The 25,487-nt window shown below is 63.6% G+C and carries 29 protein-coding genes and 1 tRNA gene; 23 read left to right on the top strand and 7 right to left on the bottom strand.

The features are described 5' to 3' along the window. The first annotated feature begins 74 nt into the window (after positions 1-74). The 16 genes from A9J21_RS18290 to A9J21_RS18355 all read left to right on the top strand — a co-directional run bounded on the left by A9J21_RS18290 (position 75) and on the right by A9J21_RS18355 (position 13,932). On the top strand, positions 75-692 hold the full coding sequence (locus A9J21_RS18290) for a phage baseplate assembly protein V (protein ID WP_066738183.1): 618 nt from the start codon (positions 75-77) through the stop codon (positions 690-692). Further along, positions 689-1,051, top strand: coding sequence for a GPW/gp25 family protein (locus A9J21_RS18295; protein ID WP_066738185.1), 363 nt, complete (start codon positions 689-691; stop codon positions 1,049-1,051). Before A9J21_RS18290 ends, A9J21_RS18295 begins: the two co-directional genes overlap by 4 nt. Next, a complete protein-coding gene (locus A9J21_RS18300) occupies positions 1,048-1,953 on the top strand; it encodes a baseplate J/gp47 family protein (RefSeq protein ID WP_066738191.1) in 906 nt (301 codons plus the stop codon). Before A9J21_RS18295 ends, A9J21_RS18300 begins: the two co-directional genes overlap by 4 nt. Next, positions 1,946-2,488, top strand: a complete 543-nt coding sequence (locus tag A9J21_RS18305) for a phage tail protein I (RefSeq protein WP_066738194.1) — start codon at positions 1,946-1,948, stop codon at positions 2,486-2,488. The genes A9J21_RS18300 and A9J21_RS18305 overlap by 8 nt, the downstream gene beginning before the upstream one ends. A gap of 2 nt (positions 2,489-2,490) precedes the next feature. Then, on the top strand, positions 2,491-3,825 hold the full coding sequence (locus A9J21_RS18310) for a phage tail protein (RefSeq protein WP_066738196.1): 1,335 nt from the start codon (positions 2,491-2,493) through the stop codon (positions 3,823-3,825). A gap of 10 nt (positions 3,826-3,835) precedes the next feature. Beyond that, the gene (locus A9J21_RS18315; protein WP_066738199.1) at positions 3,836-4,462 is read left to right on the top strand and encodes a tail fiber assembly protein; all 627 of its coding nucleotides are present in this window, start codon (positions 3,836-3,838) and stop codon (positions 4,460-4,462) included. 129 nt (positions 4,463-4,591) lie between these two features. Continuing rightward, positions 4,592-5,764 carry a phage tail sheath protein gene (locus A9J21_RS18320; RefSeq protein WP_066738201.1) on the top strand — a complete coding sequence of 391 codons (1,173 nt, stop codon included), beginning with the start codon at positions 4,592-4,594 and terminating at the stop codon, positions 5,762-5,764. A gap of 34 nt (positions 5,765-5,798) precedes the next feature. Beyond that, positions 5,799-6,308 carry a phage major tail tube protein gene (locus A9J21_RS18325; RefSeq protein WP_066738204.1) on the top strand — a complete coding sequence of 170 codons (510 nt, stop codon included), beginning with the start codon at positions 5,799-5,801 and terminating at the stop codon, positions 6,306-6,308. Between the two features lie 33 nt (positions 6,309-6,341). Continuing rightward, positions 6,342-6,671: a phage tail assembly protein gene (locus A9J21_RS18330; RefSeq protein ID WP_066738208.1), complete on the top strand. Its 330-nt coding sequence runs from the start codon at positions 6,342-6,344 to the stop codon at positions 6,669-6,671. A gap of 32 nt (positions 6,672-6,703) precedes the next feature. Further along, positions 6,704-6,769 (top strand): GpE family phage tail protein, encoded by a 66-nt coding sequence (locus A9J21_RS32710; protein ID WP_404851397.1) that lies wholly within the window; start codon positions 6,704-6,706, stop codon positions 6,767-6,769. Continuing rightward, positions 6,766-9,585 carry a phage tail tape measure protein gene (locus tag A9J21_RS18340; protein ID WP_066738211.1) on the top strand — a complete coding sequence of 940 codons (2,820 nt, stop codon included), beginning with the start codon at positions 6,766-6,768 and terminating at the stop codon, positions 9,583-9,585. Before A9J21_RS32710 ends, A9J21_RS18340 begins: the two co-directional genes overlap by 4 nt. A gap of 3 nt (positions 9,586-9,588) precedes the next feature. Beyond that, complete coding sequence (locus tag A9J21_RS18345) at positions 9,589-10,029, top strand: phage tail protein (protein WP_066738214.1); 441 nt, start codon at positions 9,589-9,591, stop codon at positions 10,027-10,029. Continuing rightward, a complete protein-coding gene (locus A9J21_RS18350; RefSeq protein WP_066738224.1) occupies positions 10,026-11,159 on the top strand; it encodes a phage late control D family protein in 1,134 nt (377 codons plus the stop codon). The genes A9J21_RS18345 and A9J21_RS18350 overlap by 4 nt, the downstream gene beginning before the upstream one ends. A 1,003-nt stretch (positions 11,160-12,162) precedes the next feature. Continuing rightward, positions 12,163-12,651, top strand: a complete 489-nt coding sequence (locus A9J21_RS31645) for a hypothetical protein (protein WP_156545996.1) — start codon at positions 12,163-12,165, stop codon at positions 12,649-12,651. 416 nt (positions 12,652-13,067) lie between these two features. Next, entirely contained in the window at positions 13,068-13,265 is a 198-nt protein-coding gene (locus tag A9J21_RS31085; RefSeq protein WP_082926524.1) for a Com family DNA-binding transcriptional regulator, read from the top strand. After that, a complete protein-coding gene (locus A9J21_RS18355; protein ID WP_404851392.1) occupies positions 13,228-13,932 on the top strand; it encodes a DNA-methyltransferase in 705 nt (234 codons plus the stop codon). Before A9J21_RS31085 ends, A9J21_RS18355 begins: the two co-directional genes overlap by 38 nt. Positions 13,933-13,936: 4 nt before the next feature. Here A9J21_RS18355 and A9J21_RS18360 read toward each other — a convergent pair whose 3' ends face one another. Together A9J21_RS18360 and A9J21_RS18365 are read right to left on the bottom strand one after the other, a co-directional pair. Continuing rightward, positions 13,937-14,641, bottom strand: coding sequence for a zinc ribbon domain-containing protein (locus A9J21_RS18360; protein WP_066738231.1), 705 nt, complete (start codon positions 14,639-14,641; stop codon positions 13,937-13,939). A gap of 656 nt (positions 14,642-15,297) precedes the next feature. Beyond that, positions 15,298-15,870 carry a helix-turn-helix domain-containing protein gene (locus A9J21_RS18365; RefSeq protein ID WP_231906967.1) on the bottom strand — a complete coding sequence of 191 codons (573 nt, stop codon included), beginning with the start codon at positions 15,868-15,870 and terminating at the stop codon, positions 15,298-15,300. On the opposite strand from A9J21_RS18365, the gene A9J21_RS18370 reads away from it, so the two are divergent. The 7 genes from A9J21_RS18370 (at position 15,869) to A9J21_RS18395 (ending at position 20,161) form a co-directional block, all read left to right on the top strand. Further along, complete coding sequence (locus A9J21_RS18370) at positions 15,869-16,027, top strand: hypothetical protein (RefSeq protein WP_231906968.1); 159 nt, start codon at positions 15,869-15,871, stop codon at positions 16,025-16,027. The genes A9J21_RS18365 and A9J21_RS18370 overlap by 2 nt on opposite strands. Then, positions 16,024-16,272, top strand: coding sequence for an ogr/Delta-like zinc finger family protein (locus tag A9J21_RS18375; RefSeq protein WP_066738241.1), 249 nt, complete (start codon positions 16,024-16,026; stop codon positions 16,270-16,272). The genes A9J21_RS18370 and A9J21_RS18375 overlap by 4 nt, the downstream gene beginning before the upstream one ends. A gap of 81 nt (positions 16,273-16,353) precedes the next feature. Then, positions 16,354-19,062, top strand: a complete 2,709-nt coding sequence (locus A9J21_RS18380; RefSeq protein ID WP_066738243.1) for a toprim domain-containing protein — start codon at positions 16,354-16,356, stop codon at positions 19,060-19,062. A 2-nt stretch (positions 19,063-19,064) separates the two neighbouring features. Further along, positions 19,065-19,223 (top strand): hypothetical protein, encoded by a 159-nt coding sequence (locus tag A9J21_RS31650; protein ID WP_156545997.1) that lies wholly within the window; start codon positions 19,065-19,067, stop codon positions 19,221-19,223. Further along, on the top strand, positions 19,220-19,465 hold the full coding sequence (locus A9J21_RS18385) for a hypothetical protein (protein WP_231906969.1): 246 nt from the start codon (positions 19,220-19,222) through the stop codon (positions 19,463-19,465). Before A9J21_RS31650 ends, A9J21_RS18385 begins: the two co-directional genes overlap by 4 nt. After that, positions 19,458-19,661 carry a hypothetical protein gene (locus tag A9J21_RS18390; protein ID WP_066738246.1) on the top strand — a complete coding sequence of 68 codons (204 nt, stop codon included), beginning with the start codon at positions 19,458-19,460 and terminating at the stop codon, positions 19,659-19,661. The genes A9J21_RS18385 and A9J21_RS18390 overlap by 8 nt, the downstream gene beginning before the upstream one ends. 2 nt (positions 19,662-19,663) lie before the next feature. After that, the gene (locus A9J21_RS18395) at positions 19,664-20,161 is read left to right on the top strand and encodes a hypothetical protein (RefSeq protein ID WP_197497525.1); all 498 of its coding nucleotides are present in this window, start codon (positions 19,664-19,666) and stop codon (positions 20,159-20,161) included. A 140-nt stretch (positions 20,162-20,301) separates the two neighbouring features. Here A9J21_RS18395 and A9J21_RS18400 read toward each other — a convergent pair whose 3' ends face one another. The 5 genes from A9J21_RS18400 to A9J21_RS18420 form a co-directional block, all read right to left on the bottom strand. Next, on the bottom strand, positions 20,302-21,495 hold the full coding sequence (locus tag A9J21_RS18400) for a site-specific integrase (RefSeq protein ID WP_231906970.1): 1,194 nt from the start codon (positions 21,493-21,495) through the stop codon (positions 20,302-20,304). A 185-nt stretch (positions 21,496-21,680) separates the two neighbouring features. Next, a tRNA-Leu gene (locus A9J21_RS18405) sits at positions 21,681-21,767 on the bottom strand. A 212-nt stretch (positions 21,768-21,979) separates the two neighbouring features. Further along, positions 21,980-23,305 carry an MFS transporter gene (locus tag A9J21_RS18410; protein WP_066738249.1) on the bottom strand — a complete coding sequence of 442 codons (1,326 nt, stop codon included), beginning with the start codon at positions 23,303-23,305 and terminating at the stop codon, positions 21,980-21,982. Between the two features lie 124 nt (positions 23,306-23,429). Further along, positions 23,430-24,767, bottom strand: coding sequence for an amidase (locus A9J21_RS18415; RefSeq protein WP_066738253.1), 1,338 nt, complete (start codon positions 24,765-24,767; stop codon positions 23,430-23,432). 8 nt (positions 24,768-24,775) lie between these two features. Beyond that, positions 24,776-25,453, bottom strand: a complete 678-nt coding sequence (locus A9J21_RS18420; RefSeq protein ID WP_066738256.1) for a DUF2848 domain-containing protein — start codon at positions 25,451-25,453, stop codon at positions 24,776-24,778. Positions 25,454-25,487: the final 34 nt, after the last annotated feature.

The raw sequence follows: 25,487 nt of genomic DNA on the forward strand, positions 1-25,487 counted from the left end.
ATCTTTGTTGTCTTGTTCAGTCAGACAACACGCAACCAATGCTCGCCCCGCGCGCCTGAGGCACGCTGGCGGTCATGTCTTCCGCCAACCTCCTCCGCCTCCTAGAAAACCTCCTGCGCCTCGGCACCATCACCGAGCTGCAGCACACCGCCCCACCCCGCGTCCGCGTCCAAACCGGCGGCCTTACCACTGACTGGCTCCCCTGGATCGAACACCGCGCCGGCAGCACCCGCACCTGGAGCCCGCCAACCATCGGCGAACAGGTTCTCCTGCTCTGCCCCAGCGGAGATCTCCGCAACGGCATCGTTCTCTGCGGCATCCCGTCCGACGCCAACGACACCCCAAGCCACAGCCCCAACGAAACGGTGACGCGGTACCCGGATGGAGCGACGACACGCTACAACCACACATCCGGCGCGTTAACGGTTATCGGCGTCCAGCACGTCCTGATTGAGGCCGCCACCAGCGTCCTGGTCAGATCCCCCACCACCACCTTCGACGGCGACGTCACCGTAAAGGGCCTGCTCTCCTACCAAAACGGCATCTCCGGCCAGGCCGGCGCCAACGGCAACGCCATCCAGGGCGATATCACCCATTCGGGTGGAGATCTGTCCTCCAACGGCGTCGTCGTCCACAAGCATGACCACGGCGGCGTCCGACGTGGCGGCGACCGCACGGAGGGCACCCGATGACCTACCTTGGCCTCAACAGCGCCACGGGCGGCGCCATCTCCGACCTGCTGCACATCTGGCAGTCCATCCGAGACGTCCTCACCACGCCCGTGGGCTCGCGCGTCATGCGGCGCAGCTATGGCTCGGACGTCCCTTCGCTGATCGACCAGCCGCTGAATGGCATGACGCGGCTGCGCGTCATGTCTGCCTCCGTCGCGGCGATTGTCAAATGGGAGCCGCGCGTCAGCGTGAACGCGGTGACGTTCGCGTCGGGCGCATCCAGTGCCTTGTCGGTCGATATCGACGCGGACCGCATCGACGGTTCCCGCGCATCGCCGCTCGGTGTCATGACAATCCCCCTGCGAGAAGCCCGCCAATGACCGCGCCAATCGACCTGTCGCGGCTGCCCGTTCCTGACGTCGTTGAATCCATCGACTACGAAGTCTTGCTGTCGCAGCGCAAGGCGTACTACGTGAGCCTCTTCCCACCAGACCGCCAGGCCGAGATGGCGCACACCCTGACACTCGAGTCGGAGCCAGCGGCAAAGCTGCTGCAGGAATCCACCTATCGCGAACTGCTGCTCCGGCAGCGGGTAAACGACGCCGCACGGGCCGTCATGCTGGCTTATGCGGAAGACGGCGACCTCGACCACCTGGGCGCACTGTTCGGCGTCACACGGCTCACTGTCACGCCAGCCGACGGGCTAATCGGCACGCCTGCCGTCATGGAGAGCAACACGGACTTCCGGATGCGGATTCAGCTGGCGCCGCAGGGCTTCTCGGTGGCCGGGCCGTCGGGCGCATATCGCTCCCACGCGCTCGGCACGGATGGCCGCGTCATGGACGCGCATGCCACGAGTCCGGCACCGTGCGAAGTACTGGTGACCATCCTCTCTCGCGAAGGCGACGGTCACGCAGACGACGCGCTCTGCCGCGCCGTCGCCAACGTCCTCGCGTCCGACGATGTTCGGCCGCTTACGGACTTCGTGACCGTGAGATCGGCCGAGATCCTGACGTACCGCGTACGCGCCAAGATCTTCACCTCCCCGGGACCGGATTCGAGCGTCGTCATGACGCAGGCACGGGCCAGGCTGAACGACTACGCTGCGGAAACACATCGCATCGGCCGAACCGTCACGCTGTCGGGACTCTACGCGGCACTGCATGTCGACGGCGCCCAACGCGTTGAGCTGCTGGAGCCCCTCGCCAGTGTCTCCGCGTCCGCCACGCAAGCGCCCTACTGCCAAGCCGCCAGCATCGAGCACGGAGGCATTGATGGATAGGCTGTTGCCTCCGAACGCCACGGTAGTCGAGCGCAACCTCGCCAAAGCGAGCGCCGCGCTGGGAGACATCCCAGCACCGCTCCGCGACATCATTCGGCCCGAGAGCGTACCTCTGGCGCAGCTGCCCTGGCTCGCCTGGCACCTCGGCATCGAAGCGTGGAAGAGTGACTGGCCCGAACAGACCCGGCGCGCGCTGGTGAAAACAGCGATTCCCATCGCGCGCAAGAACGGCACCGCCTCCGCTGTGCGGGAAGCGATCGCCGCCTTGGGCAGAGACATCGTCCTGCGTGAGTGGTGGGAAGCGACACCTCGTGGAACACCAGGCACGTTCGAGCTTGTCATGACCGTAGGGGAACGCGACGGGGACGGTGTTACTGCAGATTTCGTGACCGACGCACTCGCCGAGATTCATCGCACCAAGCCGGTTCGGGCGCATTACACCTTCATCCAGAGCGTCTCGAAAACATCCGCAACGGCCGTGGCGGCCGCGATCCGACCGACGCTCTATCGCCACTTTACTCTCTCGGAAGTCTAAATATGCCAGGAACGCTGATCCATCTCACAGAGGCTGGCCGCGCGGCGCTGGTATCCCCCGACAACGCCGGCACGCGGTCACGCCAGGTTCTGTCCATCGGTATCGCCAATGCCGCCTTCATCCACAGCGACGACCTTCTGACCCTGCCCAACGAGTACAAGCGCATTGAAACCATCGCCGGCATCAACGTGGCGCCCGATACCATTCATGTAACCATCCGCGACGACAGCGCCGACCAGTACCCGGCCTACGGCTTCGGCCTCTATCTCGACGACGGCACCCTGTTCGGCACCTACGTCCAGGACGCACCCATTCTTGAAAAGGCCGCCAGCGCCGTCTTCCTGCTGGCGGCCGACATCCGGTTCGTGTCCATCGATACAGCGCTGCTGACGTTCGGCGACGCCAGCTTCGCGAACCCCCCTGCCAGCACCGAAACGCAAGGCGTCATCGAGATTGCCACGCAGGCCGAGACCGACGCCGGGGCCGATGCGGTTCGCGCCGTCACCCCGAAAACACTGGCAACACGGCTCCGCTTGCTGGCTCCTCTTGCGTCCCCGGCGCTCACTGGCACACCCACGGCTTCCACACCGCCGGCCGGTGACGACACCCAACGGTTGGCTACCACCGCCTTCGTGCAATCGGCCGTTCGTGACGCGTCCATCGGACAGGTGGTGCTGGAGCCGCGAACCTCCGCCCGAGCTGGCTTCCTGAAGGCGAACGGCTCGCTTCTCAATCGGGACGACTATCCGCAGCTATGGGCCTTTGCGCGTGCGAGCGGTGCGCTTGTGACCGAAGCTGAATGGCAGGCGGGGGCTATCGGATGCTTCTCCGGCGGCGATGACGAAAGCACCTTCCGAGTTCCCGAGCTGCGCGGCGAGTTCCTGCGCTGCTGGGACGACGGTCGTGGCGCCGACGAAGCACGAGTGATCGGCACCTACCAGGATTCCCAGAATCTGCAGCACACGCATACGGCATCGACCACACCTGCAGGGCGGCACGGCCACCGGGCATGGGCCGACGCCCAAGGCTGGCACCAGCACAACGGCAGAACGCGGATTGCCGGAAGACACTCGCACGCGTCTGGTATCTCGCGCAACGTGATGATCTATGGCGGTGGTGGCCCGGCCGACGATATCGGGGAGAGCCGCAGGAGCGATATCCACACCTCCGACGCCGGCGAACACGATCATGCAATCGATCCCGACGGCACGCATGCCCACAATATTGGCGTGGCCGAGGTGGGAGCCCACAGACACGACGTCATCGTCGCATCCCACGGCGCGACCGAAGCCCGCCCTCGCAACATCGCGCTGCTCGCAATGATCCGCGCCTACTAGAGAGACTCTCATGCAACTTCACAAATACGATTCGCAGACAGGCCAATACACGGGCAGTACGCTTGCGGAACCAGACCCGTGCAATGAGGATCGCTGGCTGCTGCCGGCCTTCAGTACCGCGACTCCGCTCCCTGATCGCACACGCTACACGTGGCCATTCCATGTGGACGGCGCGTGGGAGCTGCGGCCCGACTATCGCGGCATCATGCTGTATCGCCAGGATGATGGATCCACTGCTGAAATTCTGCTGGCCGGCATCACACCGGAGCAGGCAGGACTCACGTCATCGCCCCGCCCTTCGGACGAGTATCACTTCATTGAAGGCGAATGGGTCATCAACCCACGGGTGCTGCTGGAACGCGAGCAGGAAACCGCGATGGCCGAGTTTGACCAACGTATGGCACGTGCCAGAAAGAAGACTGCGGGCAAGGCCGACGCGCTGGCGGCCGGCCTGCTTGATCCCGTCCCGGCGGCTCTCTTCAAAGCGTGGGCGGCCTACCAGATGGCGTTGGTCACGGTGCTCGATCAGGAATTCTTCCCCGCGTCACGCGTCTGGCCCGAGGAGCCAGACGAGGATGCGGTTGCAACGAAGGCAAAAGGGACCGAAGGCGAGCAACCGGCTCAATATCCGTTGTGACTGGCTGCTGACGCGGCATTCCTGGTTGTATCACCGGACCACACATCACAAGCAGCACGACATCCAAGCGCGTGCGAAGCATCCTACCGGGGCGATCTGACTTTTGCCTGCCCATCCCGGAGGACTTGCATGCCAACTGGCTACCACCACGGCGTACGCGTCGTTGAAATCAACGAAGGTACACGCCCTATCCGCACCATCGAGACCGCCGTGCCTGGCATCGTCTGCACTGCCGACGACGCGGACGCGGCGGTCTTTCCGCTGAACCGGCCCATCCTGCTGACCAACCCCATGGCTTCCCTGGGCAAGGCGGGCGACACGGGCACGCTGGCCCATACGCTCGATGCCATCACCGACCAGGCCAACCCGCTCACGGTCATCGTGCGCGTACCGCAAGGTGAAACGGCTGCCGAGACCACTACCAACCTGATCGGCAGCACCGACGCCAACGGCCGCTTTACCGGCATGAAGGCGCTGCTGTCCGCGAAGAACACCCTTGGCGTGGCGCCGCGCATCCTGGGCATTCCCGGCCTGGACAGCCTGCCCGTGGCCGCCGAGCTGGCCGCCATCGCGCAGAAGCTGCGGGCCTTTGCCTATGTGTCTGCTTTCGGCTGCGAAACGAAGGAAGAAGCCGTGGCCTACCGCTCCAACTTCGGCCAGCGCGAGCTAATGACGATCTGGCCCGAGTTTGTGGGCTGGAACACGGTCACCAGCTCCGAAGCGACGCTCTGGGCCACTGCCCGCGCCCTGGGCCTGCGGGCCAAGCTCGACAACGAGGTGGGCTGGCACAAGACGCTGTCGAACGTTGCCGTCAATGGTGTGACGGGACTGTCGAAGGATGTGTTCTGGGATCTGCAGGATCCGGCCACCGATGCCGGCTACCTGAACCGGAACGAAGTCACCACGCTGGTCAACTTCCAGGGCTTCCGGTTCTGGGGATCCCGCACCTGCAGCGCGGATCCGCTGTTCGCCTTCGAAAACTACACCCGCACGGCGCAGGTGCTGGCCGACACCATGGCCGAAGCCCACGCCTGGGCGATGGACCTGCCGATGCACCCTTCCCTGGTGCGCGACATCCTGGAAGGCATTAACGCCAAGATGCGCGGCCTCACGCGAAACGGCTACCTGCTCGGCGGCGAAGCGTGGTTCGACGCCTCGATCAATACCAAGGACACGCTGAAGTCCGGTGCCCTCGCCATCGACTACGACTACACCCCCGTACCGCCGCTGGAGAACCTGACGCTGCGCCAGCGCATCACCGACCGCTACCTCATGCAGTTCGCCCGCGCAGTCACCGCGTGAGTGTTCGAACGGTCATCACACGAAGGAACAGACCATGGCGTTGCCACGCAAACTCAAGAACTTCAACGTGTTTCACGACGGCGTCAGCTACGTGGGCGAGTGCGAGGAATTCACGCAGCCCAAGCTGGCCCGCAAGCTGGAGGAGTACCGCGCCGGCGGGATGAACGGCCCCGTCGACATCGACCTGGGCGCCGAGAAAATGGAAACGGAAGCCACCTACGGCGGCCTGATGCGCGAGCCCTTCAAGGCATGGGGCATCACGGCCGTCGACGGCGTGCTATTGCGCTTCGCGGGTGCCTATCAGCGCGACGACTCCGAAGCGGTCGATGCCGTGGAAGTCGTCATCCGTGGCCGGCACACGGAGCTGGACATGGGCGCCGCCAAGGCCGGCGACAACAGCCAGTTCAAGGTCAAGTCCTCCATCAGCTACTACAAGCTCACCGTCAACGGCGAAGTCTGGTGCGAAATCGACCACGTCAACTTCATCGAAACCGTCTTCGGCGTCGACCGCCTGGCGGAGCAACGCCGCGCGATGGGCGTATAGCCCTCCCCCCAACCACCTTGTGTCTGAACGATCATGACCCAACCCACCACCGTAGACATCGTCCTCGACCAGCCTATCCAGCGCGGCGAGCAAACCATCTCGAAGATTCAGGTGCGCAAGCCGGGCTCCGGCGAGTTGCGCGGCTGCAGCCTGATCGACCTGATGCGGATGGACGTGTCCGCCCTTCACCTGGTGCTGCCGCGCATCACCAACCCGACGCTGACGCAGCACGACGTCGGCAGGCTGGACCCGGCCGACCTGACCCAGCTAGGCACGGCGGTAACCAGTTTTTTGCTGCCGAAGTCGGCCAGGGAGGAAAACTTCCAGACCGAATCGAGCACGCCGTCGCCGACATTGCAGTGATCTTCCACTGGCCCCCTGACGTGATGTACGCCATGGGGGTCGCCGAATTGATGGAATGGCGCCAACGCGCCTACGAGCGTAGCGGATCCGACGAATGAGCACCCCGAGAAATCTCAGGCTGGAAGTCGTGCTGCAGGCCGTCGACAAGATGACGCGGCCGTTCAAGGCGATCATGGGCGGCAGTACTGAACTGGCCAGAACGGTGAAGGCGGCCAAGGATCAGATCAAGAGCCTCGAGGCATCTCAAAAGCAACTGGCGGATTTCCGGGAGCTTAAACGGGGCCTCAAGGACAGTTCGCTGGCTATGCGCAATGCCAACGATCACGCGGCCTCTCTGCGAGCCCGGCTGGACAAGCTTGATGCCCCCATGCGCACCAAGTCGCAGCTGGCGTCCCAGCTCAAGTCGGCCCGGGCGGCATACAACGCCAACATCGCTACGATCCAGGCATTGCAGCGCGCCGGCGCACACAGTTCCGAAGCCTACCGAAAACTGACCACTGAACAGTTGGCAGCTCGCAAGGAAGTCGTCCGCCTGACGGCAGCGCACAAGGCTGCCGCCTCTCAGGTGTCCGTCACGTCCACACAGTACCGCGCCCTGCAGCGGGAGGTCTCGGATGCGACAAACAAGGCCCAGAGGCTGCGCGGCGCGCACGCAGACAACATTCGCAAGCTGCGTGACATGCGTGGCGGCCTGACGGCCGCTGGCATAAAAACAAAGGATCTGGGCCAACATCAGCGCGACCTGGCCGACAGACTCGCCGGTGCAAACCAACGGCTCCGGCAACAGGAAGCGCTGCTGAGGGCGGTTGGCGACCGTCAACGGGCTCTCGCCGCTGCCCAAACCAAGTACAGAAACAGCATGGCAATGCGGAATACAGTGCTCAATGCTGGCGCTTCGACTGCCGCCGCCGGCGGGATTGTTTTGGCACCCGTCGCCAAGACCGTCAAGGACTACGTCACCTTCGAAGACGCCATGCTCGGCATCGCCCGTCAAGTGCCAGGCGCGCGCGACGAGCACGGCAAGCTGACGAAGGTCTATCACGACATGGCGCGCGAGATCCGGCAGTTGGGCAAGGACCTGTCGATCCCCACCGCCCGTATCGCCGAGATGGTCACAGCTGGCGCCCGCATGGAAGTACCAAGAGAGGAACTGATCGCCTACACCCGTACCGTTGCCATGATGGCCACCGCCTTTGATGCCGTGCCAGACGAGATCGCCGAGAGCATGGGCAAGGTCGCCAAGAACTTCCGGATCCCCACTGGCGCCATCATGGGCCTGGCCGACACGATCAACTACCTCGACGACAACGCCATCAGCAAGGGCAACGACATCATCAACGTACTGAACCGCACGTCTGGCGTGGTGTCCACGGTGGCCATGTCCGCGAATGATGCGGCGGCCCTCGCCTCCACGCTACTGACGCTCGGCGAACGCACCGAAACCGCTGGCACAGCCATCAACGCGATCACGCAAAAGTTCGCAGCGGCCGCGAAAGGCACGAAGCGATTTCAATCCGCTGTGGCCGAAATCGGTCTCTCCTCCGAAGCTATCCAGAAAGGCATGGGTACCGATGCGATGGGCACGATATTTTCCGTCATTGAGGCTATCCAAAGGCTCCCCAAGGACAAGCGCATCGGTGTAATGGTTGAGCTGGCCGGCATGGAGCACTCCGACACCCTGGCCAAGCTGGTCGACAAGCCCGACGAGCTGCGGCGCCAACTCGACCTTGCCAACGGTGCGAAGGCGAAGGGCTCCATGTCGCGCGAGTTCGCCGCGCGGCAAGACACTGTTTCCGCCCGCTGGCAGCGCCTGCAGAACCAGTTGTTCAACACCAGCAGCGCCGGCGGCGAGGCGCTGCGCTCGACGCTCGTCGGGCTGATGGATACGGTGGGACGCCTGATCGACCGCTTCGACGCCTTTACCCAGGCGCATCCGCAGCTGGTGTCCTGGCTCCTCAAAGGCGCCGCGGCCGTGGGTGCGTTGCTAACGGTGCTTGGCGCCCTGACGTTGGCGCTGGCGGCGGCGTTGGGCCCGCTAGTGATCGTGCGCTACGGGATGTCGATGCTGGGAATCCAGCTCGGCGGTGGCGTGGCCATCGTTACCCGGCTGGCCGGTGCATTCAACTTCCTCATGAAGATTTTCTGGATCGTAGGTCGCGCCCTGATGCTCAATCCCATCGGCTTGGCCGTTACCGCCATCGCTCTGGGCGCCTATCTGCTGATCAAGCACTGGGAGCCTATCAAGACGTTCTTCCTCGGACTTTGGAGGGCCGTGACTGAGGCATGCGAGGGCGGCGTCGGCAGCGTGGCGGCAATTATCCTGAACTGGTCACCAGTTGGGTTGTTTTACAAGGCCTTCGCCGCTGTCATGAGCTGGTTCGGCTTTGACATGCCTGCCAAGTTCTCCGACTTCGGCCGAATGATGATGCAAGGGCTGGTTGATGGCATCACCGGCGCGATTGGCTGGGTGAAAGGTGCCATCGGTGGTGTGGCAGATAAGACTGTTGCATGGTTCAAAGACAAACTCGGCATCCGCTCCCCCAGCCGCGTCTTCGCCGCGCTGGGCGGCTTCACCATGCAGGGGCTGGAACAGGGTCTTGCGCGAAGCCAGAGCGGTCCGCTCGGCGTCATCTCGCGCGTCGCCACGGCGATGGCCGGCGTCGGGGCCGGCCTGGCGATCGGCACCGGCCAGGCCACGGCATCTGTCCGGTTTGACACCAGGCCGCCCATCGCAGCCCCCACCCGCGCCGCTACCGCCGCGCCGCCAGCAGCTGCGGCACCGGTCGTCATCCACATCCACCCGCCAGCCGGCGCAGACGAGCAGCTGATCGCGCGCCTGGTGGCCGAGCGGATCGAGCGGCTGGAGGGGCAGCGCGCCGCCCGCGCCCGATCCCGGCTCACCGACAGGGACTGACCCATGATGATGGCCCTCGGGTTGTTCGTCTTCGCCCTGGAGACGGCGCCCTACCAGGAATTCCAGCAGCAGATCGGCTGGCGCCACCCGTCGAACAATCGGGTGGGTCGCCGGCCATCGCGGCAGTACACCGGCCTGGACGACGAGACAGTGTCGCTGTCCGGCGTGCTGCTGCCCGAGCTGAGCGGCGGTGACAACACCATCGACCTCCTGCGACAGATGGGCGACACCGGCCAGCCATACGTGCTGATCGAGGGCTCGGGCCGCTACTACGGCATGTTCGAAATTGACTCGCTGTCGATCACCCGCACCCTCTTCTTCCGCGACGGCAAGGCGCGGCGCATCGAGTTTTCCGTTCGGCTGACGCGAGTGGACGGCCAGGCCGAGGATGTCATCGGTGGCGGTCTCCTCGGTATGCTGCCACGCACAACACCAGGCCTATGACAGCCATCCCGCCGACCACCACCCTGCCCGCCAGCATCTCTGGCACCGCCGCTGTGCCCGTGTACCGACTGATGCAGGGGAAGCACGACATCACCAGCCGCTTCCAGGGCCGGCTGATCTCCCTGACGCTGACCGACAACCGTGGCTTCGAGGCCGACCAGCTGGACATCGAACTGGACGATGCAGACGGTATGCTCGACCTGCCCGACAAAGGCGCCACGCTGTCACTGGCCCTGGGCTGGCAGGACACGGGCGTGGTCGACAAGGGCACGTACAAGGTCGACGAGCTGGAACACACCGGCCCACCAGACCGCCTAACCATCCGCGCCCGCAGCGCCGACCTCGCCAGCGGCCTTACCACGCGCAAGGAACAGTCGTACCGCGGCCAAACCATCGGCGTCATCGTCCGGGCCATCGCCGCGCGGCATGGCCTGACAGCCGCAATCGCCGCCGCCCTCGACCACCTGGTCATCGACCATATAGATCAGACCGGCGAATCGGATGCCAACTTCCTCACGCGCCTGGCTAAGGACCACGACGCCATCGCCACGGTCAAGCAAGGCAAGCTGCTGTTCATCAGCACCGGCGCGGCGCAGAGCGCGTCAGGCGTGCCGCTGCCCACCGTTACGATCACACGGGCCAGCGGGGACACCCACAGCTTTACGGTCGCGGATCGGGACAACTACAACGGCGTGAAGGCGTACTACCAGGACGCACGGCGGGCAGAGAAAGGTGAAGTGGTGGTGGATGGGTCGAACGGGATGGAAGCTGCCGCCAGTTCATCTTCGGCCGGAGAGCCTACGGCGGCCAACGTCCTGGCGAACTCCGATCCGGACAACCTGAAGGTGCTGCGGCATACCTATGCCACCAAGTCCAACGCTGAGCGCGCAGCACGGGCGGAATGGCAGAGGATCCAACGTGGGGTCGCGTCGTTCCGGATCACCCTGGCTCGAGGGCGGCCGGAGGTGTTTCCGGAGTTGGCGGCGAGCGTGAGGGGGTGGAAGACGGAGATTGATGGGACGGGGTGGGTGGTCGCAAAGGTTACGCACGCATACTCGGGGAATGGATTCACATCGGCGTTAGAGATGGAAGTGGCCACTCGTGGTACGGAAGTTGCCGACGAGTCCTGAAGGTCGTGTATCGACCCGAAACGGCCGGTCGCTGCCCTCGACAGTTCACTGGAAAGCTGCCAGTCAACGAGCGAGTTCAGCGGCCTCCGAAATGAAGCGCCAGCCAGTTTCGTAGGGTCCGAAACCAGTACTTGGGCTTAGATCCGATGGAAACTCGATACGAATACAGTCGATCTCGAATAAGACAGGCTCCATCGAGCAAGACCATTTGGCCGGCTATCAAGCGCTGAACAGGATTCCAGTGATGGGTGAATTCGGCATGACAGTGCAGACACTTTGGATTTTCGCCTGGACGGAATTGCCCTCCGCAGGGGCATTTCGGCAACGTGGCCGCAATACGGTCAAGCAGCTCTTGCGTGGGCTCCGATGGATACACGAGCTCTTTGTCTTGCTCGCGGTGAATAACGTTTGAGCAGGTGTCGCAATAGAAGTGGGGAAAGCTCTCGCTCATACCACTTGATTGCCACGCAGGCGTTAATCGTGCGCACGACGGACACTTCATTGAGCCGATCCAGGGCGCGTTTTTTGCGTAGTGGACAACCTTCATAAAGCGCGTCCGATACGTAGTGCTTTGGTCATCTGCATTCCACACCGTTGGAAAAGTCGTCCAGACTACCCGAAAAACCGATATTCGCGACCGGCGGCAACTGGCCGGGCCCGGTTGTCGGCCCTCATTCACAGGTCAGGCCTGGCTCAATCGGCGGCTCGCGACCCATCTCCGTCAGCCGACGGGATTGGTCCGAGCGACCGAGACGCCCAGAACCTGCCGTTCGCTGATGACCGGGCTTTGTGTCGCCAGCCAACTCGAATCGGGCCGGTGAGCCGGTTACCCAAGATCGATCCCTCCAAAGGCCATACTCTAACCCCGCTTTCAGCACGGCATATTGGCACATCCCTCCTTTGGGATGGTGGCGCCGGCAATCCCAGCGCGTACCATCAATTCGGCTATCGGTGATAGAAGCGCATCAATTGTCTTCTAGACACCATAACAAATGGAGGGGACATGTTTCTGAAAAAAAGCACCCATCACATGCACCGCGCGATATATTTGTTTTTTGCTGCTGTGATTTCATTGCATGCATACGCTGGCGATCCAATCTTAAAATTGGAGGCCGACTATACGCTTGAGCAGCGTGGAAAACTACTCCGCACAGAAATAGATAAAACCTATCAAGAGCTCGATCGTACGCATTCATTACGTAGAGAGAACGACATTTCTAGTGTTGTTCTCAGATACATTCCGATCGGAATGTCATTCGACGACGCTGAGACAGTGCTTCACTATGCCGGATTTACGCTAGGACCGAGGCCGAACGCTAATCCAACAGGCAATCTGCCAGGAAAGAGCGCGGTACGTGCGGTGATAGGCCATTACACTCAAAAATTCCCATCCAAGACGGATGTGTCGGTTCTTATTTTTCCAGAAGAGCCGGGAAATTATAAAAAAGGAATATCAAAGATAAACGCATCTATTATAATTACCTATCCATAATTAAAGGCATTATGGATGATGTCGATGTGTCCCATCACGAGGCGCAGGGCGCTAAGGGTACTCCACGGTGACCTTTCCGCCGAGCGGCCGATGTTCGGTCATTGAAAATCCATGGCCGACTGACTGCAACTGGCCGAACTCTGCCGTCAGCCGGCTCTCCAGCATTTCTGCCTGGAAGCGCCAGACTTCCCGCGCTGTCGCGTTGTTGTAAGCGTGTGAGCAACTACAGGCTCCATGTGCGCTCCCCGCACGCGCGCGTGACAATCGATTCGTCAGCAGAAAGAAAGACGCGGCGACGTGACTGGTGTTGGAGCACCAACCACGCCCCGTTCCAGCAGCACCAGCCTGCCAGTCCGGCCAGGGCCGCGCCACCTCGCGAGGCGCAGGCATCCTAGCACACGCTGGGAGTGCAAATCATGCAGGAAATCCGCTGCGGTAGCTGCAACCGCAAGCTTGGCATGGGGGAGTACATTCGCCTTGCCATCAAGTGCCCGCGCTGCGGCACGATGAACCAGCTGAGGGCCGAGCGCCCCGGACCCGAGAGCCCGCGAGCTTCGTGTACCGGAGATGCCCGCCATGAAGCTCGACCGCCTCTACCAAAGCAACGCCCTTGACATGCTGCGCGGGCTGCCCGACCAGTCCGTTGATCTATTCTTCACCGACCCGCCCTACTCGTCCGGCGGCCTGCACGCCAGCACACGTGCTCAGACGCCGGGCCAGAAGTACATCGGCGCGGACGTTAAGACCGTCTATCCTGAGTTCAGCCACGACAACAAGGATCAGCGGTCCTGGACGTACTGGTGCATGAGCTGGCTGAGCGAGGCGTTCCGCGCTGCCAAGGATGGTGGCCACCTGGTCTGCTTCATCGACTGGCGGCAGTTGCCGAGCCTGACAGATGCCGTCCAGGGCGCGGGCTTCATCTGGCGCAGCGTGGCTGTCTGGGACAAGACCGCCGGCGGCGCCCGGCCGCGCCTGGGCGGGTTTTCGCAGCAGGCGGAATTCATGGTGTGGGCGACGAAGGGTGCGGTGCGTACCGACCATAAGGTGCATCTGCCGGGTGTGTTCGCGGAGCGCCTGTCACGACCAAAGTCTCACATGACGCAGAAGCCCGCCGGCCTGGCCCGCGAGGTCGTGCGCCTGGTGCCGGCCGGCAGCGTTGTCTGCGATCCGTTTGCCGGCTCAGGCACGTTCCTGGCTGCGGCGAAGGAGCACGGGCATCGGTGGGTGGGGTGTGAGATTGAGGCGGCGTATCATGCCAGCGCTTCTGTACGACTGCGGTGATCGGCTATGAGGCGGCAAGCGACTCCACCGTAATAAAGAACAGTCCAAGGAACGTGTTTGCCGTGTAACGGATGCGAAGCCCGTCTCGCTCCAGGATCACAGGATCGGGGTCGTCCTTGTTCTTCCTGACATTCGCGCTGAGTTGTTTTGAGGCGGTCACCATCCATTTCCCCACAGTATCGCCATTGCCCGCTTTCCCCCAATGCGGAAACGTGTTTGCCAGGACTTCCCCTACGTACATGGTGGTCTGAACTGCCGCCGGCTTGTCGTCGCTCGGTGCCCCGAACATCATGGTGTACGCAACCAAGTCGGCCGGGTCTCCAACCGTTTCGAGATGGAGATACTTGCCCAACTTGATGGACTCGCGCGAGCTGCCGTCCCGCAAGGGGACGCTTGCGGAGCGTTCGATAACGGTGAGATTTCCCAACACCTCGTCGGTGCTACGGCCGATGGTCGCAGTGGTGACGGCGGCAGATTCGTCCCGCTTGGGCACCCCTGAGTTCTCTACTGCCGGGCCAGCTTTCTTCGCATCACTCTTTCCCTCTGGACTGCCGACGCATTGAGCCAGTACGCCGATCACGACGACGACAACCACAACCCCCGCTAGTACTTCTTTCAGTTTCGGCTTGCTTCTGGCTCCGCAATGCGGGCATGCCGTTGCCTTGTCGGATATCTCCTTTGTGCATTCGGTACATTTCATCAGGGCCATCGATACATCCTCCCATTCCGGCGCAAGCCCGCATGCCAGAACATCTGGCAAACGGGTGCTCCGGGTTGTGATCCGTGGCGTCGACATGAACCACGGACAATTTGGGGGGCGCTTCGATTCGAAAAACCTAGATTGGCCGAAGGGCAAACTCCGACCATCGGTGGGCCCTGCCGCCAACTGACTCCAGGCACTCTCGGGCCAGGCCATTGGACATCTTGACGATGCTGCCGGCTGAGTATTGCCGACCATCGAAATGACACTGGCTCGCCGCTGGCTGAGTTGGCGAACATTCTGCGAAGTGGCTTCGTACGGTAGCCACGAAAGCCCCGCATGCGGCCGCAGTCGCCAGGGCCACGGCGAGCTTGAGCCGACGAAACCGTTGCGCCACAGCGGCGCACTTGCCGCAAGCAGCCGAAGGCTTGCCTTCTGGGTTCGTGCCACCGCCGGCCAGCTCCGACGACCCGCTCATACTGATGGCGTTGCTGGCCTGACCTGGCCCGCTGCCCGCGTGATATACGACACTCGAGGCCACCACTACTTGTCCCACATTTCCGTCAACCACCACATCGCTTTTCTTCATTGCGTTTCCAAAAAAGAAACTACGACTACGGTCGATTCCATGAAATTGGCGCGTCGTGGCATGCGCCTGGTGTGAGTCAGCTTTTTCGTTTCTTTCCCATGTTGATGGTCAGCGGCGCTGACGACTGAAAGTCGCCTTCGATCAACTGGCCTACATCGCCCTTGACATGCACTCCGTGAACCGAATCTGGCTGCATCCCACTGAGTAAGGCCAGGACACCGGCGCGTGCTCGAGTGCCTAGTCGACGGTAGCCAAACACCAAAGCGGTTTCTTCGACAGATAGCGGTTCGAACGCTCGCTCGCCGATGAGGATGTACATCACGTCGAAGCTCTCGCGCGCAATGGCTGCGAGATAAGCAGCGTCCGGAACCCGCTCGGACTTCTCATAGAACACTTGCGTCTTTGGCGAGACGCCGCCCATCGCTGCGAGCGCGGCCTGCGTGAGACCCGCTCGCTTCCGTTCCTCGAATAGGCGTTTTCCTAAACTTTCCTTTTCTTCCCTTGAGATCATTGAAAAACATTCCTCTTGGTAAGACACTTCGGGTTGTGCATTGCTAACTTTCACACAGAGTATATCTGCCATGTCTCGTGCGAAAACGCCGGTAAGTCGCGCCCCACGTGGGGTGCTGAAGGACAAGCCAATCAGCATGCGTCTGCTCTCCCAGGAACGTGAGCAGCTAGAGCGGCTGGCACTTGTGGAGAACCGCTCGCTGTCGAGCCTGGCGCGGTTGATCCTGCTCGAAGGGCTGTCTGCCTACGAGTGCAAACCGGCACGCACGACCCCACTGCGGAGCGACGCCAGATGATGATGCTCTGCCCTCACTGCACCTACCGCCTGCAGATCCGCACCAGCCGCGCCGTCTCTCTGCTTTCCCGCGAGCTGTATGTCCAGTGCCCGAACGTCGAGTGCGCCTACACCTGCAAGATGCTGCTCTCCGCCGTGCACACCATCGCGCCGAGCATGATGCCCAACCCCAAGGCGTACCTGCCGCAAGGCAGGGCGCGCGGCACCCCGCAGGACACGCGGCAGATGGATCTGCTGCCCACGTAGCGGCCTGACTTTCCCATTCCGGTTTCTTTCGTTCACGGCGCGTCCAGCGGGCCGTGAGGGCCACCCTTTTGCCTGGATCTCATGGACCCATCCCTGCATTCCGATGTCACCAGCCGCCTGCTGCGCGACTACGCGTTCAAGCAGAAGCAGTCCGGCGCGAAGCTGGAGGCGGGCCACTGCCCATCCTGCGGAAAGAACGCGTTATGGGCGTTTGGCGATGCGCCGTGGGTGATCCGCTGCAACCGGCTGAACAAATGCGGTGCGGAGCTGCATATCAAGGATCTGTACCCGGATCTTTTTGAGAGCTGGTCAGACCGCTTCCGCCCCACGCCTGAGAACCCGAAGGCGTCGGCCGATGCGTACATGCGCGACGGCCGCGGCTTCGATCTCGCGAAAGTGCGCGACTGGTACACGCAGGAGAGTTACTACAGCCACGAACTCAAGATCGGCAGCGCCACGGTGCGCTTTGCGCTGGCGCCCGGCGTCTATTGGGAACGGATCATCGACCAGGCGCATCGCTTTGGGGACCGCAAGGCGACCTTCCACGGCAGTTATGCGGGGATGTGGTGGCAACCACCGGGAGCGAACCTTGGCGGCGCCGAAGAACTGTGGATTGTGGAGGGCGTGTTCGATGCCATCGCCCTGCTCCACCACGGCATCGCCGCAGCGTCGGCCCTGTCCTGCACGAACTACCCCGCGCACGCCTTGCGCGGCGTGGCCGAACAGTGCGCGGCCAATGGCAAGCCACGACCCCGGCTGGTGTGGGCGCTGGATGCGGACAAGGCCGGCATGCGGTATGCCAGGCAATGGCTCAAGCGCAGTCGCGAGGACGGCTGGCAAGCCTCCATCGCGCTGCCAAGGCAGAGAGGCAAGAAGAAGCTCGATTGGAACGATCTGCATCAGTTGGACAAGCTGACCGAGCAGGACATTGCCGAGTACCGGTATCTGGGCGACCTGCTGGCCGCTCCCACGGCGGCCGAGAAGGCACGACTGATCTATGGCCGCACCAGCATGAGCCAGTTCGCGTTCGACTTCCAGAGCAGGCTTTACTGGTTCAAGCTCGACCTGGACGCGTTGACGCGCGAGATGGATGCGGTGCGCAGCACGCACAGAGATCTCGATGAAACAGAGATCCGCGACGAAGCGATGCTAAAGGCCGGGGTAGTCACGAACATCGCGACGTGCCTGCCCACCGTCCTTTACTACCAGGCGAACGCGGCCACCGACGAGGCCTGGTACTACTTCCGCGTCGCCTTTCCGCACGATGCCGCGCCGATCAAGAACACGTTCACCAGCGCCCAGGTGGCGTCGGCTACCGAGTTCAAGAAGCGCCTGCTGGCCGTGGCGCCGGGGGCGTTCTACACCGGATCGAACGGGCAGTTGGACACTTATCTGAAAGAGCAAATGCACCGCATCAAGAGCGTGCAGACGATCAACTATGTCGGCTACACCAGGGAAAGCGGCTGCTATGTGTACTCCGATGTAGCGGTGAAGGACGGCAAGCTCTACACGCTCAACGACGAGGATTTCTTCGACATCGGCCGGCTATCGATCAAGAGCATTCTCGGCTCGGCAGGCCTGTCGCTGAACACCGACCTGCGGGCGTTCCGGCACGACTGGCTGGACACGCTGTGGCGCGCGTTCGGCGCGAAGGCCATCGTGGCGCTGGCGTTCTGGCTCGGGTCGCTGTTTGTGGAGCAGATCCGTGAAGGCGACGGCATCAAGCAGAAGAGCTACCCGTTCCTGGAGGTAGTGGGCGAGCCCGGCGCCGGCAAATCCACGCTGATCGAGTTCCTGTGGAAACTGTGCGGCCGGCGCGACTACGAGGGCTTTGACCCGTCCAAGGCGTCTATCGCGGCGCGGGCGCGCAATTTCTCGCAGGTGTCGAATCTGCCAGTCGTGATGATCGAGGCCGACCGTGGCGATGACGGCGCCAAGGTCAAGGGCTTCGACTGGAACGAGCTGAAAACTGCCTACAACGGCCGCAGCTCTCGCTCGCGCGGCGTGAAGAATTCGGGGAACGAGACCGACGAATCGCCCTTCCGTGGCGCGGTGGTGATCAGTCAGAACGCCGACGTGTGCGCCAGCGACGCCATCCTTCAGCGGATCGTTCATCTGTACTTCGACCGCTCGGGCCAGGACGCCGACACTTTCGCCGCCGCCCGCGCGCTGGAACAGATGCCGGTGGAGGACGTGTCCGGCTTCCTGCTGTCGGCCATCCTGAAGGAAGACGACATTCTGGCGCGCTTTGTCGAGCGCATGCCGCACTACCAGGACACGCTGATACGCAATCCCGACGTCAAGAACCAGCGCCTGGCGAAGAACCACGCGCAGATCATGGCGATGGTCGACTGCCTGCCCATGGTGTTGCCGGTGCCGGCTGAATACCGCGATGCCGCACAGCGCCAGCTGGTGCAGATGGCCGTGGAGCGCCAGCAGGCCATCGGCGCCGATCACCCGCTGGTGCAGGACTTCTGGGAACTGTACGACCACATCGAATCTGCCGCCGACGACCAGGCGGTGCTGAACCACGCCCGAGGCGATGGCGTTATCGCCATCAGCCTGCGCCATTTCGAACAGGTGGCAAACGACCGCCGCCTGAACCTTCCCCCGCTGCCCGAACTGAAACGCGTGCTGAAGACATCCCGGCACCGCAAGTTCATTGATCTGCGGGTCGTCAACAGCGCGATCAACGCGCGATTTAACGCCGAGCACATCCATCAGCCGAAACGCCCTGCCACTGTGAAGTGCTGGGTGTTCGAGGATCGGCCGGCGAATTTGGGAGCTTGAGTATGTCTGCTTTTATCGTATGCATCGTTTCCCATACCGGCATCCGCAGCGAGTTCACCACGCTGGCGCGCACGCGCCTGGATGCGCAGCTGCGCGCGCTGGATCGCCTGACCGAGCCTCCGCGCTTCTGTCGCGCATCCGCCATCGGGAGGGCTGCGTGACGTACGCCCTGCTGAATGTCTGGATGATCGCCACGGCCGTGGCGTCGGTCTACCTGTTCAACGCCGGCGCACACCGGGTGCGCTGGGGGGCGTTGCTCGGCCTGGCCGGGCAGCCTGCCTGGCTGCACCTGACGATGGCCACCGACGAACCCGGCATGTTCGTGGTCAGCCTGTTTTTCACGCTGTGCTACGGCCGGGGCGTGTGGGATGGGTTCATTCGCCAGGGAGACCGCCGTGGATAGACCGCTCGTCACCGAAGCGCAACTGCGACGTACGCACCGGGCACTGCGCATTGCCACCCCTTTCGACGCCATGTCGGACCTGCTGCGCCGTACCGTGGCCGCCGCAGCCCGTGCCATGGCTGCGCGTGACCAGGTTCGGCCGCGCGCTAATCCCATCGACCTGAAACGCCGCGCAGCCGGCGATTTTGAGGACTGACCATGCCAGCGAGTAAACATCGGAAGAACCGGCGGGCGCACCAGCCGCGTGTGGCCCGTCTGCCGTCGTGCTATCGATTCAGCAACAAGGCCGAGGTGGATCTGCAACTCATTCCCCATGTGGAGCTAAGCAAGATTCTGGACGGCACGGCCACGGAAAATGCCTGGTTCACGCTGGGCTTTCGTGTGAATGTCGGCCAGCTCGCCGCAGCTCTCTACTTCGCCGAGAACCGTGAGCTGCGCGAGGCGATGGATGCGGCGGTGGAGGCGATTGCTGCGGTGGGAAAGCGGTATCGGGCTCGGGGCCGGCTGGGGGTTACTGGAGACGAGTTCAGGGTGATTGGGCGGGCGCTGAATCTGACCGATGAAATTCAGCGGATGTGTACGAGGAGGGAGTTGTTGGAGGTGACGTTGGCGGTGGAGGACCAGCAAAACTACGGCGACAACGCGCCCAGGTGGCGCGCGGTGCATGCTCGTATCGACGGAGCGCGCGATGAATAACGGGGATCTGATCGAACGCATCGCCGTGGCCGTTGCCGATCATGTGCGGCCGGCGCTGCCGGTGAGCGTGGCGCTGTGGGATGTGGATCGGATCGCCGAGTTCCTGGTGCGCTCGCCCAAGGTGGTGCGGGAGCGGATTGTTACGCTGCCGGATTTTCCGAAGGCGATCCGGATTCCGTCCGTGCAGTCGGGCGGCGGTGCGGCGGCCAAGGCCCTGCCTCGCTGGAAGGCCTCGGAGGTGGTGGCCTGGGCAGAGTCGTACAAGGACAAGCCGCGTGGTCGTCCGCGCAATGCGGACTGACCACATGTTTCATCGTTCGCAGCGTCAGCCCCGGGCGCTGCGCGATGCTGGACGCCGACTCGTTGTAGTAAGTCATCAGCTCCTGCAAGTTGGTATGGCCCGTCATCCGGGCCAGATCCAGCGGCTGCAGCTTCTTCGCCAGGCGCGTGATGGCTTCGTGCCGCGTGTCGTGGAACGTCAGGTCGGCGATGCAGGCCTTGTTTCTGGCCTTGCGGAACAGCGCGTCGCGGCTGGCCGGCACCAGGCTGAACAGCGGCGCCCCTTCGTTCACCGCCGGCAGCATCCGCAGCAGCTCGATGGCGCGAGTCGACAACGGCACCTCCCGCGCCAGGCCGTTCTTGGTCAGCGGCAGCCGCGCCACCCGTCGCTCAAAATCCACTGTGAAGCTGGTCAGGCCAAGGATCTCGCCTGACCGCATGGCCGTCTCCAGCGCAAACAGGAACGCCACGGCAACGCGCTGGGACGCCCGCACGACCGGCATGCCTTCTATGTACCCGAGGGCGATAAGTACCGCCTCGATCTCCGCTTGGGGGACCAGGCGCTCACGCGGCGGATTGTCGGGCGGCCGGCGCACTTCTTTCATCGGATCCGTCACCAGCCAGCCCCATTCGGTGCGCGCTACCTGCAGGGCGTGCGACAGCAGGGACATCTCGCGGGACACTGACGACCCGGCCACGCCATCGCGCAGTCTGGCATCGCGCCAGGCGGCGATGTGGGCGGGCCGCAGATTGACCAGAAGGATGTCGCGGAAGCGACTGCCGTCAACCTCCTTGCGGCCAATGAGGTCCAGGCGGAGCTTTTCCCACCGGGCGCCGCGCTTGGTCGGGCTGATCTTGCGTTGATAGTCGTCGAGGACGTCGCCGATGGTGTGGGTTTTGCTGCCCTGGCGGTTGTCGATGGAGCGAAGATCGGCCTCGCGGTGGGCCGCCCACTCGGTGGCCAGCAACTTGTTCGGAAAAATTCGGCTATCGCGCTGACCCTTGATAGCAATCTGCACTCGCCAGCCCTTCGCCACTTTCTGAAAGGATGCCATGGGGAATCCGTGGGGAAAAAATGGGGAGCGCGGGGTGATTCTATAGTGCCAGGAAGTGGCGCGCCTCGGCCGAGGTCAAGCACGCAAAACATCCGCCAGCCTTTGCTGGGCTTGGCTTTGCGGCATCTAGTGCCACCGAATGGCGCGGAGTGTAAAAGTTGCGATTACGCAACTTATAGGTGGGTTGGTGCGAGGGAGGGGACTCGAACCCCTACACCATTGCTGGCGTCAGGACCTAAACCTGGTGCGTCTACCAATTTCGCCACCCTCGCAGTCCTGGAACCGGGCATTCACAAAGCAAAAAAGGCGGCTGGACTGCCCGCCTTTTCCTGCTTGTGGCTTGCTGTTGGCGCGTTGCGCGCCGGAATCCGGTTCGTGCCGCCGGCGTAACTTCTGCCTGCGGCGCAATAAGGAAGCGGATTGTATCGCAAGGCGTCGGGGGAATCCAGCCCCCTGCCCGCCCCGCTGACAATGCCGCTGAGAATTACTGGCGGGCGCGGATGAACGCGATTACCAGTACCGTCGCGCAGGCTTCCAGTGCCGCCACGAAATACAGACCCGAGGCCAACTGGCCGGTAGTGGTCTTGAACCAGCCGATCATGTACGGCGCCACAAACCCTGCCAGGTTGCCGATCGAGTTGATCAACGCGATGCCGCCGGCGGCGGCCGTGCCGGCCAGGAAGGCCGACGGCAGCGACCAGAAGACCGGGAATGCGGCCAGGATGCCGACCGACGCGACGGTCAGTGCGATCAGGGCCAGCACGGCGCTGTGCAGCCAGAAGCCCGTCAGCGTCAGGCCCACGGCGGCCAGCAGCGTGGCCAGCGCGCAGTGCATGCGGCGCTCGCCGGTGCGGTCCGAGTGGATGCCGTTGAGCACCATGGCGATCGTGCCGGCCACGAACGGGATGGCCGAGACCAGCCCGATCTGCAGGTTGCCCTGCACCCCCAGTTCCTTGATGATCGACGGCGACCAGAATGCGATGGTGGCGTTGCCGCTGACCACGCAGAAGTAGATGGCCGCGCAGATCCAGACGCGGGCGTTGGCAAAGGCGCCCTTCAGGGACGAATGCTTGGCCGGGTCGCATGCCTCCTGTTCGATCTCACGCGTGACAATGGTCTGTTCCTGCTGCGACAGCCACTTCGCGTTGACAGGCTTTTCCGGCAGGTACAGCAGCACGGCGATACCGGCCAGCACCGACGGAATGCCTTCGATCACGAACAGCCATTGCCAGTTGGCCAGGCCGTCCACGCCGTCCATCGCGCTCATGATGAAGCCCGCCAGCGGGCCGCCCACCACGCCGGCGATGGCGAACGACGTCATGAACAGGCCGTTGATGCGTGCCCGGCGTTCGGCCGGGAACCAGTAGGTCAGGTACAGCACCACGCCCGGAAAGAACCCGGCCTCGAAGATGCCCAGCATGAAGCGCAGCGTGTAGAACTGCATCGGGGTCTTCACGAAGATCATCGCCATCGAGGCGAAGCCCCACAGGATGGTGATGCGCGCCAGCGTCTTGCGCGCGCCAATCTTTTCCAGAAGCAGGTTGCTCGGCACTTCGAACAGGAAGTAGCCGATGAAGAAAATCCCCGCGCCCAGCCCGTACACGGCTTCGCTGAACTGCAGGTCCTGCAGCATCTGCAGCTTGGCAAAGCCCACGTTGACGCGGTCGATCCAGGCCAGGATGAACAGGAATACGAGGAACGGAATCAGGCGCACGGTGATCTTGCGGTACGCCTCGCTGCGTTGCTGCGCCAGCTGTGCGGGCGGCAGACTCTCCAGGGCGCCGGGGGCGCCGCTCATCACGGAAGACATCGGTGACTACTCCTTGGGTGTGGTTGGCGGGGCGCCGCTACGTTGGCGGCGCCCTCTCGCATTGCGCTGTGCTGGCGCTGGGTGCGGCGGCCGTGGGAATCCGGCCGGTATTACAGGTACGGCGTCAGGCCAGGGCCTGCTCGATGGCGGCAGCCACCTGCAGCACACGGGCATCGCTGCCATGCAGGCCGCAGACGCCCAGACCCATGCCCTCGCCCATCGGCAGCGACGCCGCGCAGCCATCGAGGAAATTGATCACGCTCGCGTTGCGCAGCACCAGGCCATTGATCGAGAAAAAGTCCTCGTCGCGCTCCAGTGCGTCCAGGCGCGGTGGGCGCACCGCCACGCTCGGCATCAGCCAGGCATCGGCCTCGCGCAGCAGTTCGGCAGCGCGTTGCTGCATGGCGCGGCGTTCGGCCAGCAGGACGATGTAGTCGCTGGCGGTCAGCTTCTCGCCACGGCGGATGCGCTGGGCCACGCGCTGGTCGTACCGGTCGCCCTTCGTTTGCAGCAGCTCGCGGTGCCACGTCCACGCCTCGGCGGCGGTCAGGCCGCCAGCGGCGTTGATCTCGGGCAGGCGACGCAGTTCGGGGAAAGCGAACTCCACGATCTGCGCGCCCCGTGCCGACAGCTTCGCCAGCGTGGCTTCGAACGCCTGGGCTACCTCGGCATCGAGACCGTCGGCCACGAAGTCGCGCGTGACGTAGAAACGCAGGCCACGCAGGTCGGCGGCGCGGGCGTCCAGCGTTTCGCCGCTCAGCACGGCATCCATCGCCACGCAGCAGGCCACCGAGCGGGCCAGCGGGCCAGCCGAGTCGAGCGACGTGGACAACGGCACGGCGCCGTCCAGCGGCACACGGCGCGCGGTGGGCTTGAAGCCGGTCAGGCCGCAGAACGCCGACGGAATGCGGATGGAGCCGCCGGTATCGGTGCCCAGCGCGGCCACGGCCATCTGCTCCGCCACGCTCACTGCGCCACCCGACGTCGAGCCGCCGCTGATGCGATCGGGATCGAATGGCGTTCGCGGCGTGCCGTAGTGCGGATTAAGGCCCAGCCCCGAAAACGCGAACTCGCTCATATTGGTGCGGCCGATCAGCACCGCACCTGCGGCGCGCAGCCGCGCCACGGCCGGGGCGTCGGCCTGGGCCGGCGCGCTGCCGTCCAGCGCCTTCGAGCCGGCGCGTGTCACCTGGCCGCGCACATCGAACAGGTCCTTGATCGACACCGGCAGCCCGGCCAGCGGCGATGCCACATAGCCGGCCGCACGCGCCTGGTCGGCGGCATGGGCCTGTGCCAGCGCGCCTTTGGCGTCGACGCTCATGAACGCAGCGCCGCCCGCCTGCATATGGCGGTCGATGCGGGCCAGTGCGTCTTCGGTCAGCGCGACGCTGGTGGTGTGGCCGGCCGCCAGCGCGGCGGCCAGTTCGGCAATGGTGGGAGCAGCGATGGTCGGTGCAGTCATGGCAAGGCTCACTCGGCTACGGCCAGCGTTTCCACGCGATAGACGTGACGCAGGCTGCGGTTGCGCACGGGGTCGTGCAGTTCCACTTCGAACGATTCGCCGTGGCCCATCTCGCCGATCACGGCCTGCGTGCCGCAGAACATCGCGGTGCCCGGCGGCAGTTGCGATTCGCCCGTCAGGCGCTCGATCAGTTCGCGCGGGTCCAGCAGGCGCGTGACCTTGCCTTCCTGATAGAGCGCGCGCTGGCCGTCGCGTACACGCCAGCAACGCATTTCCAGCGCGTCCCAGTGATCAGCCACCTCGTCGAAGCGCCACACGTCGCGGCCCATCGGCTTGGCGCACATCTGCTTGGACACGGTGACGTCATAGGCCTCGACCTTGCGGTCGGTGTGGTCCGAGCCAATGCCAATGTAGAGCGCGTCGACGCCCTGCAGCAGCACGAATTCGGTCTCGCCCGACGAATCGTCGCGCGGCACTTCCAGCACGTCGTCGGTGGTCAGCAGCTGGGCGGCCAGCGGATAGAACGTGGGCACGGTGGCAGGCGGCTTCACGCCGATGGCCTTCAGTTCGTCGATATGGTGCTGAACGGCTTCCATGTCGCGGCCAGTCCAGCCGGCGATGATCAGTCGTTCGATGTCGAGGGCGAGCGCGCCCCCGCCGGCTACCTGGAGATGCAGTGTCGGCATTGCGTACTACCTTTGTTACGAGGGGAAAGTTCGG

Origin of the sequence: Cupriavidus sp. D384 (genome assembly GCF_001652915.1) — a bacterium.
Lineage (GTDB): Bacteria > Pseudomonadota > Gammaproteobacteria > Burkholderiales > Burkholderiaceae > Cupriavidus.

Excerpts from the sequence above, each read along its gene's own strand:
- A9J21_RS18290 (WP_066738183.1), top strand. The coding sequence starts at position 75 with ATGTCTTCCGCCAACCTCCTCCGCCTCCTAGAAAACCTCCTGCGCCTC.
- A9J21_RS18295 (WP_066738185.1), top strand. The coding sequence starts at position 689 with ATGACCTACCTTGGCCTCAACAGCGCCACGGGCGGCGCCATCTCCGAC.
- A9J21_RS18300 (WP_066738191.1), top strand. The coding sequence starts at position 1,048 with ATGACCGCGCCAATCGACCTGTCGCGGCTGCCCGTTCCTGACGTCGTT.
- A9J21_RS18305 (WP_066738194.1), top strand. The coding sequence starts at position 1,946 with ATGGATAGGCTGTTGCCTCCGAACGCCACGGTAGTCGAGCGCAACCTC.
- A9J21_RS18310 (WP_066738196.1), top strand. The coding sequence starts at position 2,491 with ATGCCAGGAACGCTGATCCATCTCACAGAGGCTGGCCGCGCGGCGCTG.
- A9J21_RS18315 (WP_066738199.1), top strand. The coding sequence starts at position 3,836 with ATGCAACTTCACAAATACGATTCGCAGACAGGCCAATACACGGGCAGT.
- A9J21_RS18320 (WP_066738201.1), top strand. The coding sequence starts at position 4,592 with ATGCCAACTGGCTACCACCACGGCGTACGCGTCGTTGAAATCAACGAA.
- A9J21_RS18325 (WP_066738204.1), top strand. The coding sequence starts at position 5,799 with ATGGCGTTGCCACGCAAACTCAAGAACTTCAACGTGTTTCACGACGGC.
- A9J21_RS18330 (WP_066738208.1), top strand. The coding sequence starts at position 6,342 with ATGACCCAACCCACCACCGTAGACATCGTCCTCGACCAGCCTATCCAG.
- A9J21_RS18340 (WP_066738211.1), top strand. The coding sequence starts at position 6,766 with ATGAGCACCCCGAGAAATCTCAGGCTGGAAGTCGTGCTGCAGGCCGTC.
- A9J21_RS18345 (WP_066738214.1), top strand. The coding sequence starts at position 9,589 with ATGATGATGGCCCTCGGGTTGTTCGTCTTCGCCCTGGAGACGGCGCCC.
- A9J21_RS18350 (WP_066738224.1), top strand. The coding sequence starts at position 10,026 with ATGACAGCCATCCCGCCGACCACCACCCTGCCCGCCAGCATCTCTGGC.
- A9J21_RS31645 (WP_156545996.1), top strand. The coding sequence starts at position 12,163 with ATGTTTCTGAAAAAAAGCACCCATCACATGCACCGCGCGATATATTTG.
- A9J21_RS31085 (WP_082926524.1), top strand. The coding sequence starts at position 13,068 with ATGCAGGAAATCCGCTGCGGTAGCTGCAACCGCAAGCTTGGCATGGGG.
- A9J21_RS18355 (WP_404851392.1), top strand. The coding sequence starts at position 13,228 with ATGAAGCTCGACCGCCTCTACCAAAGCAACGCCCTTGACATGCTGCGC.
- A9J21_RS18360 (WP_066738231.1), bottom strand. The coding sequence starts at position 14,641 with ATGGCCCTGATGAAATGTACCGAATGCACAAAGGAGATATCCGACAAG.
- A9J21_RS18370 (WP_231906968.1), top strand. The coding sequence starts at position 15,869 with ATGCGTCTGCTCTCCCAGGAACGTGAGCAGCTAGAGCGGCTGGCACTT.
- A9J21_RS18365 (WP_231906967.1), bottom strand. The coding sequence starts at position 15,870 with ATGCTGATTGGCTTGTCCTTCAGCACCCCACGTGGGGCGCGACTTACC.
- A9J21_RS18375 (WP_066738241.1), top strand. The coding sequence starts at position 16,024 with ATGATGATGCTCTGCCCTCACTGCACCTACCGCCTGCAGATCCGCACC.
- A9J21_RS18380 (WP_066738243.1), top strand. The coding sequence starts at position 16,354 with ATGGACCCATCCCTGCATTCCGATGTCACCAGCCGCCTGCTGCGCGAC.
- A9J21_RS31650 (WP_156545997.1), top strand. The coding sequence starts at position 19,065 with ATGTCTGCTTTTATCGTATGCATCGTTTCCCATACCGGCATCCGCAGC.
- A9J21_RS18395 (WP_197497525.1), top strand. The coding sequence starts at position 19,664 with ATGCCAGCGAGTAAACATCGGAAGAACCGGCGGGCGCACCAGCCGCGT.
- A9J21_RS18400 (WP_231906970.1), bottom strand. The coding sequence starts at position 21,495 with ATGGCATCCTTTCAGAAAGTGGCGAAGGGCTGGCGAGTGCAGATTGCT.
- A9J21_RS18410 (WP_066738249.1), bottom strand. The coding sequence starts at position 23,305 with ATGTCTTCCGTGATGAGCGGCGCCCCCGGCGCCCTGGAGAGTCTGCCG.
- A9J21_RS18415 (WP_066738253.1), bottom strand. The coding sequence starts at position 24,767 with ATGACTGCACCGACCATCGCTGCTCCCACCATTGCCGAACTGGCCGCC.
- A9J21_RS18420 (WP_066738256.1), bottom strand. The coding sequence starts at position 25,453 with ATGCCGACACTGCATCTCCAGGTAGCCGGCGGGGGCGCGCTCGCCCTC.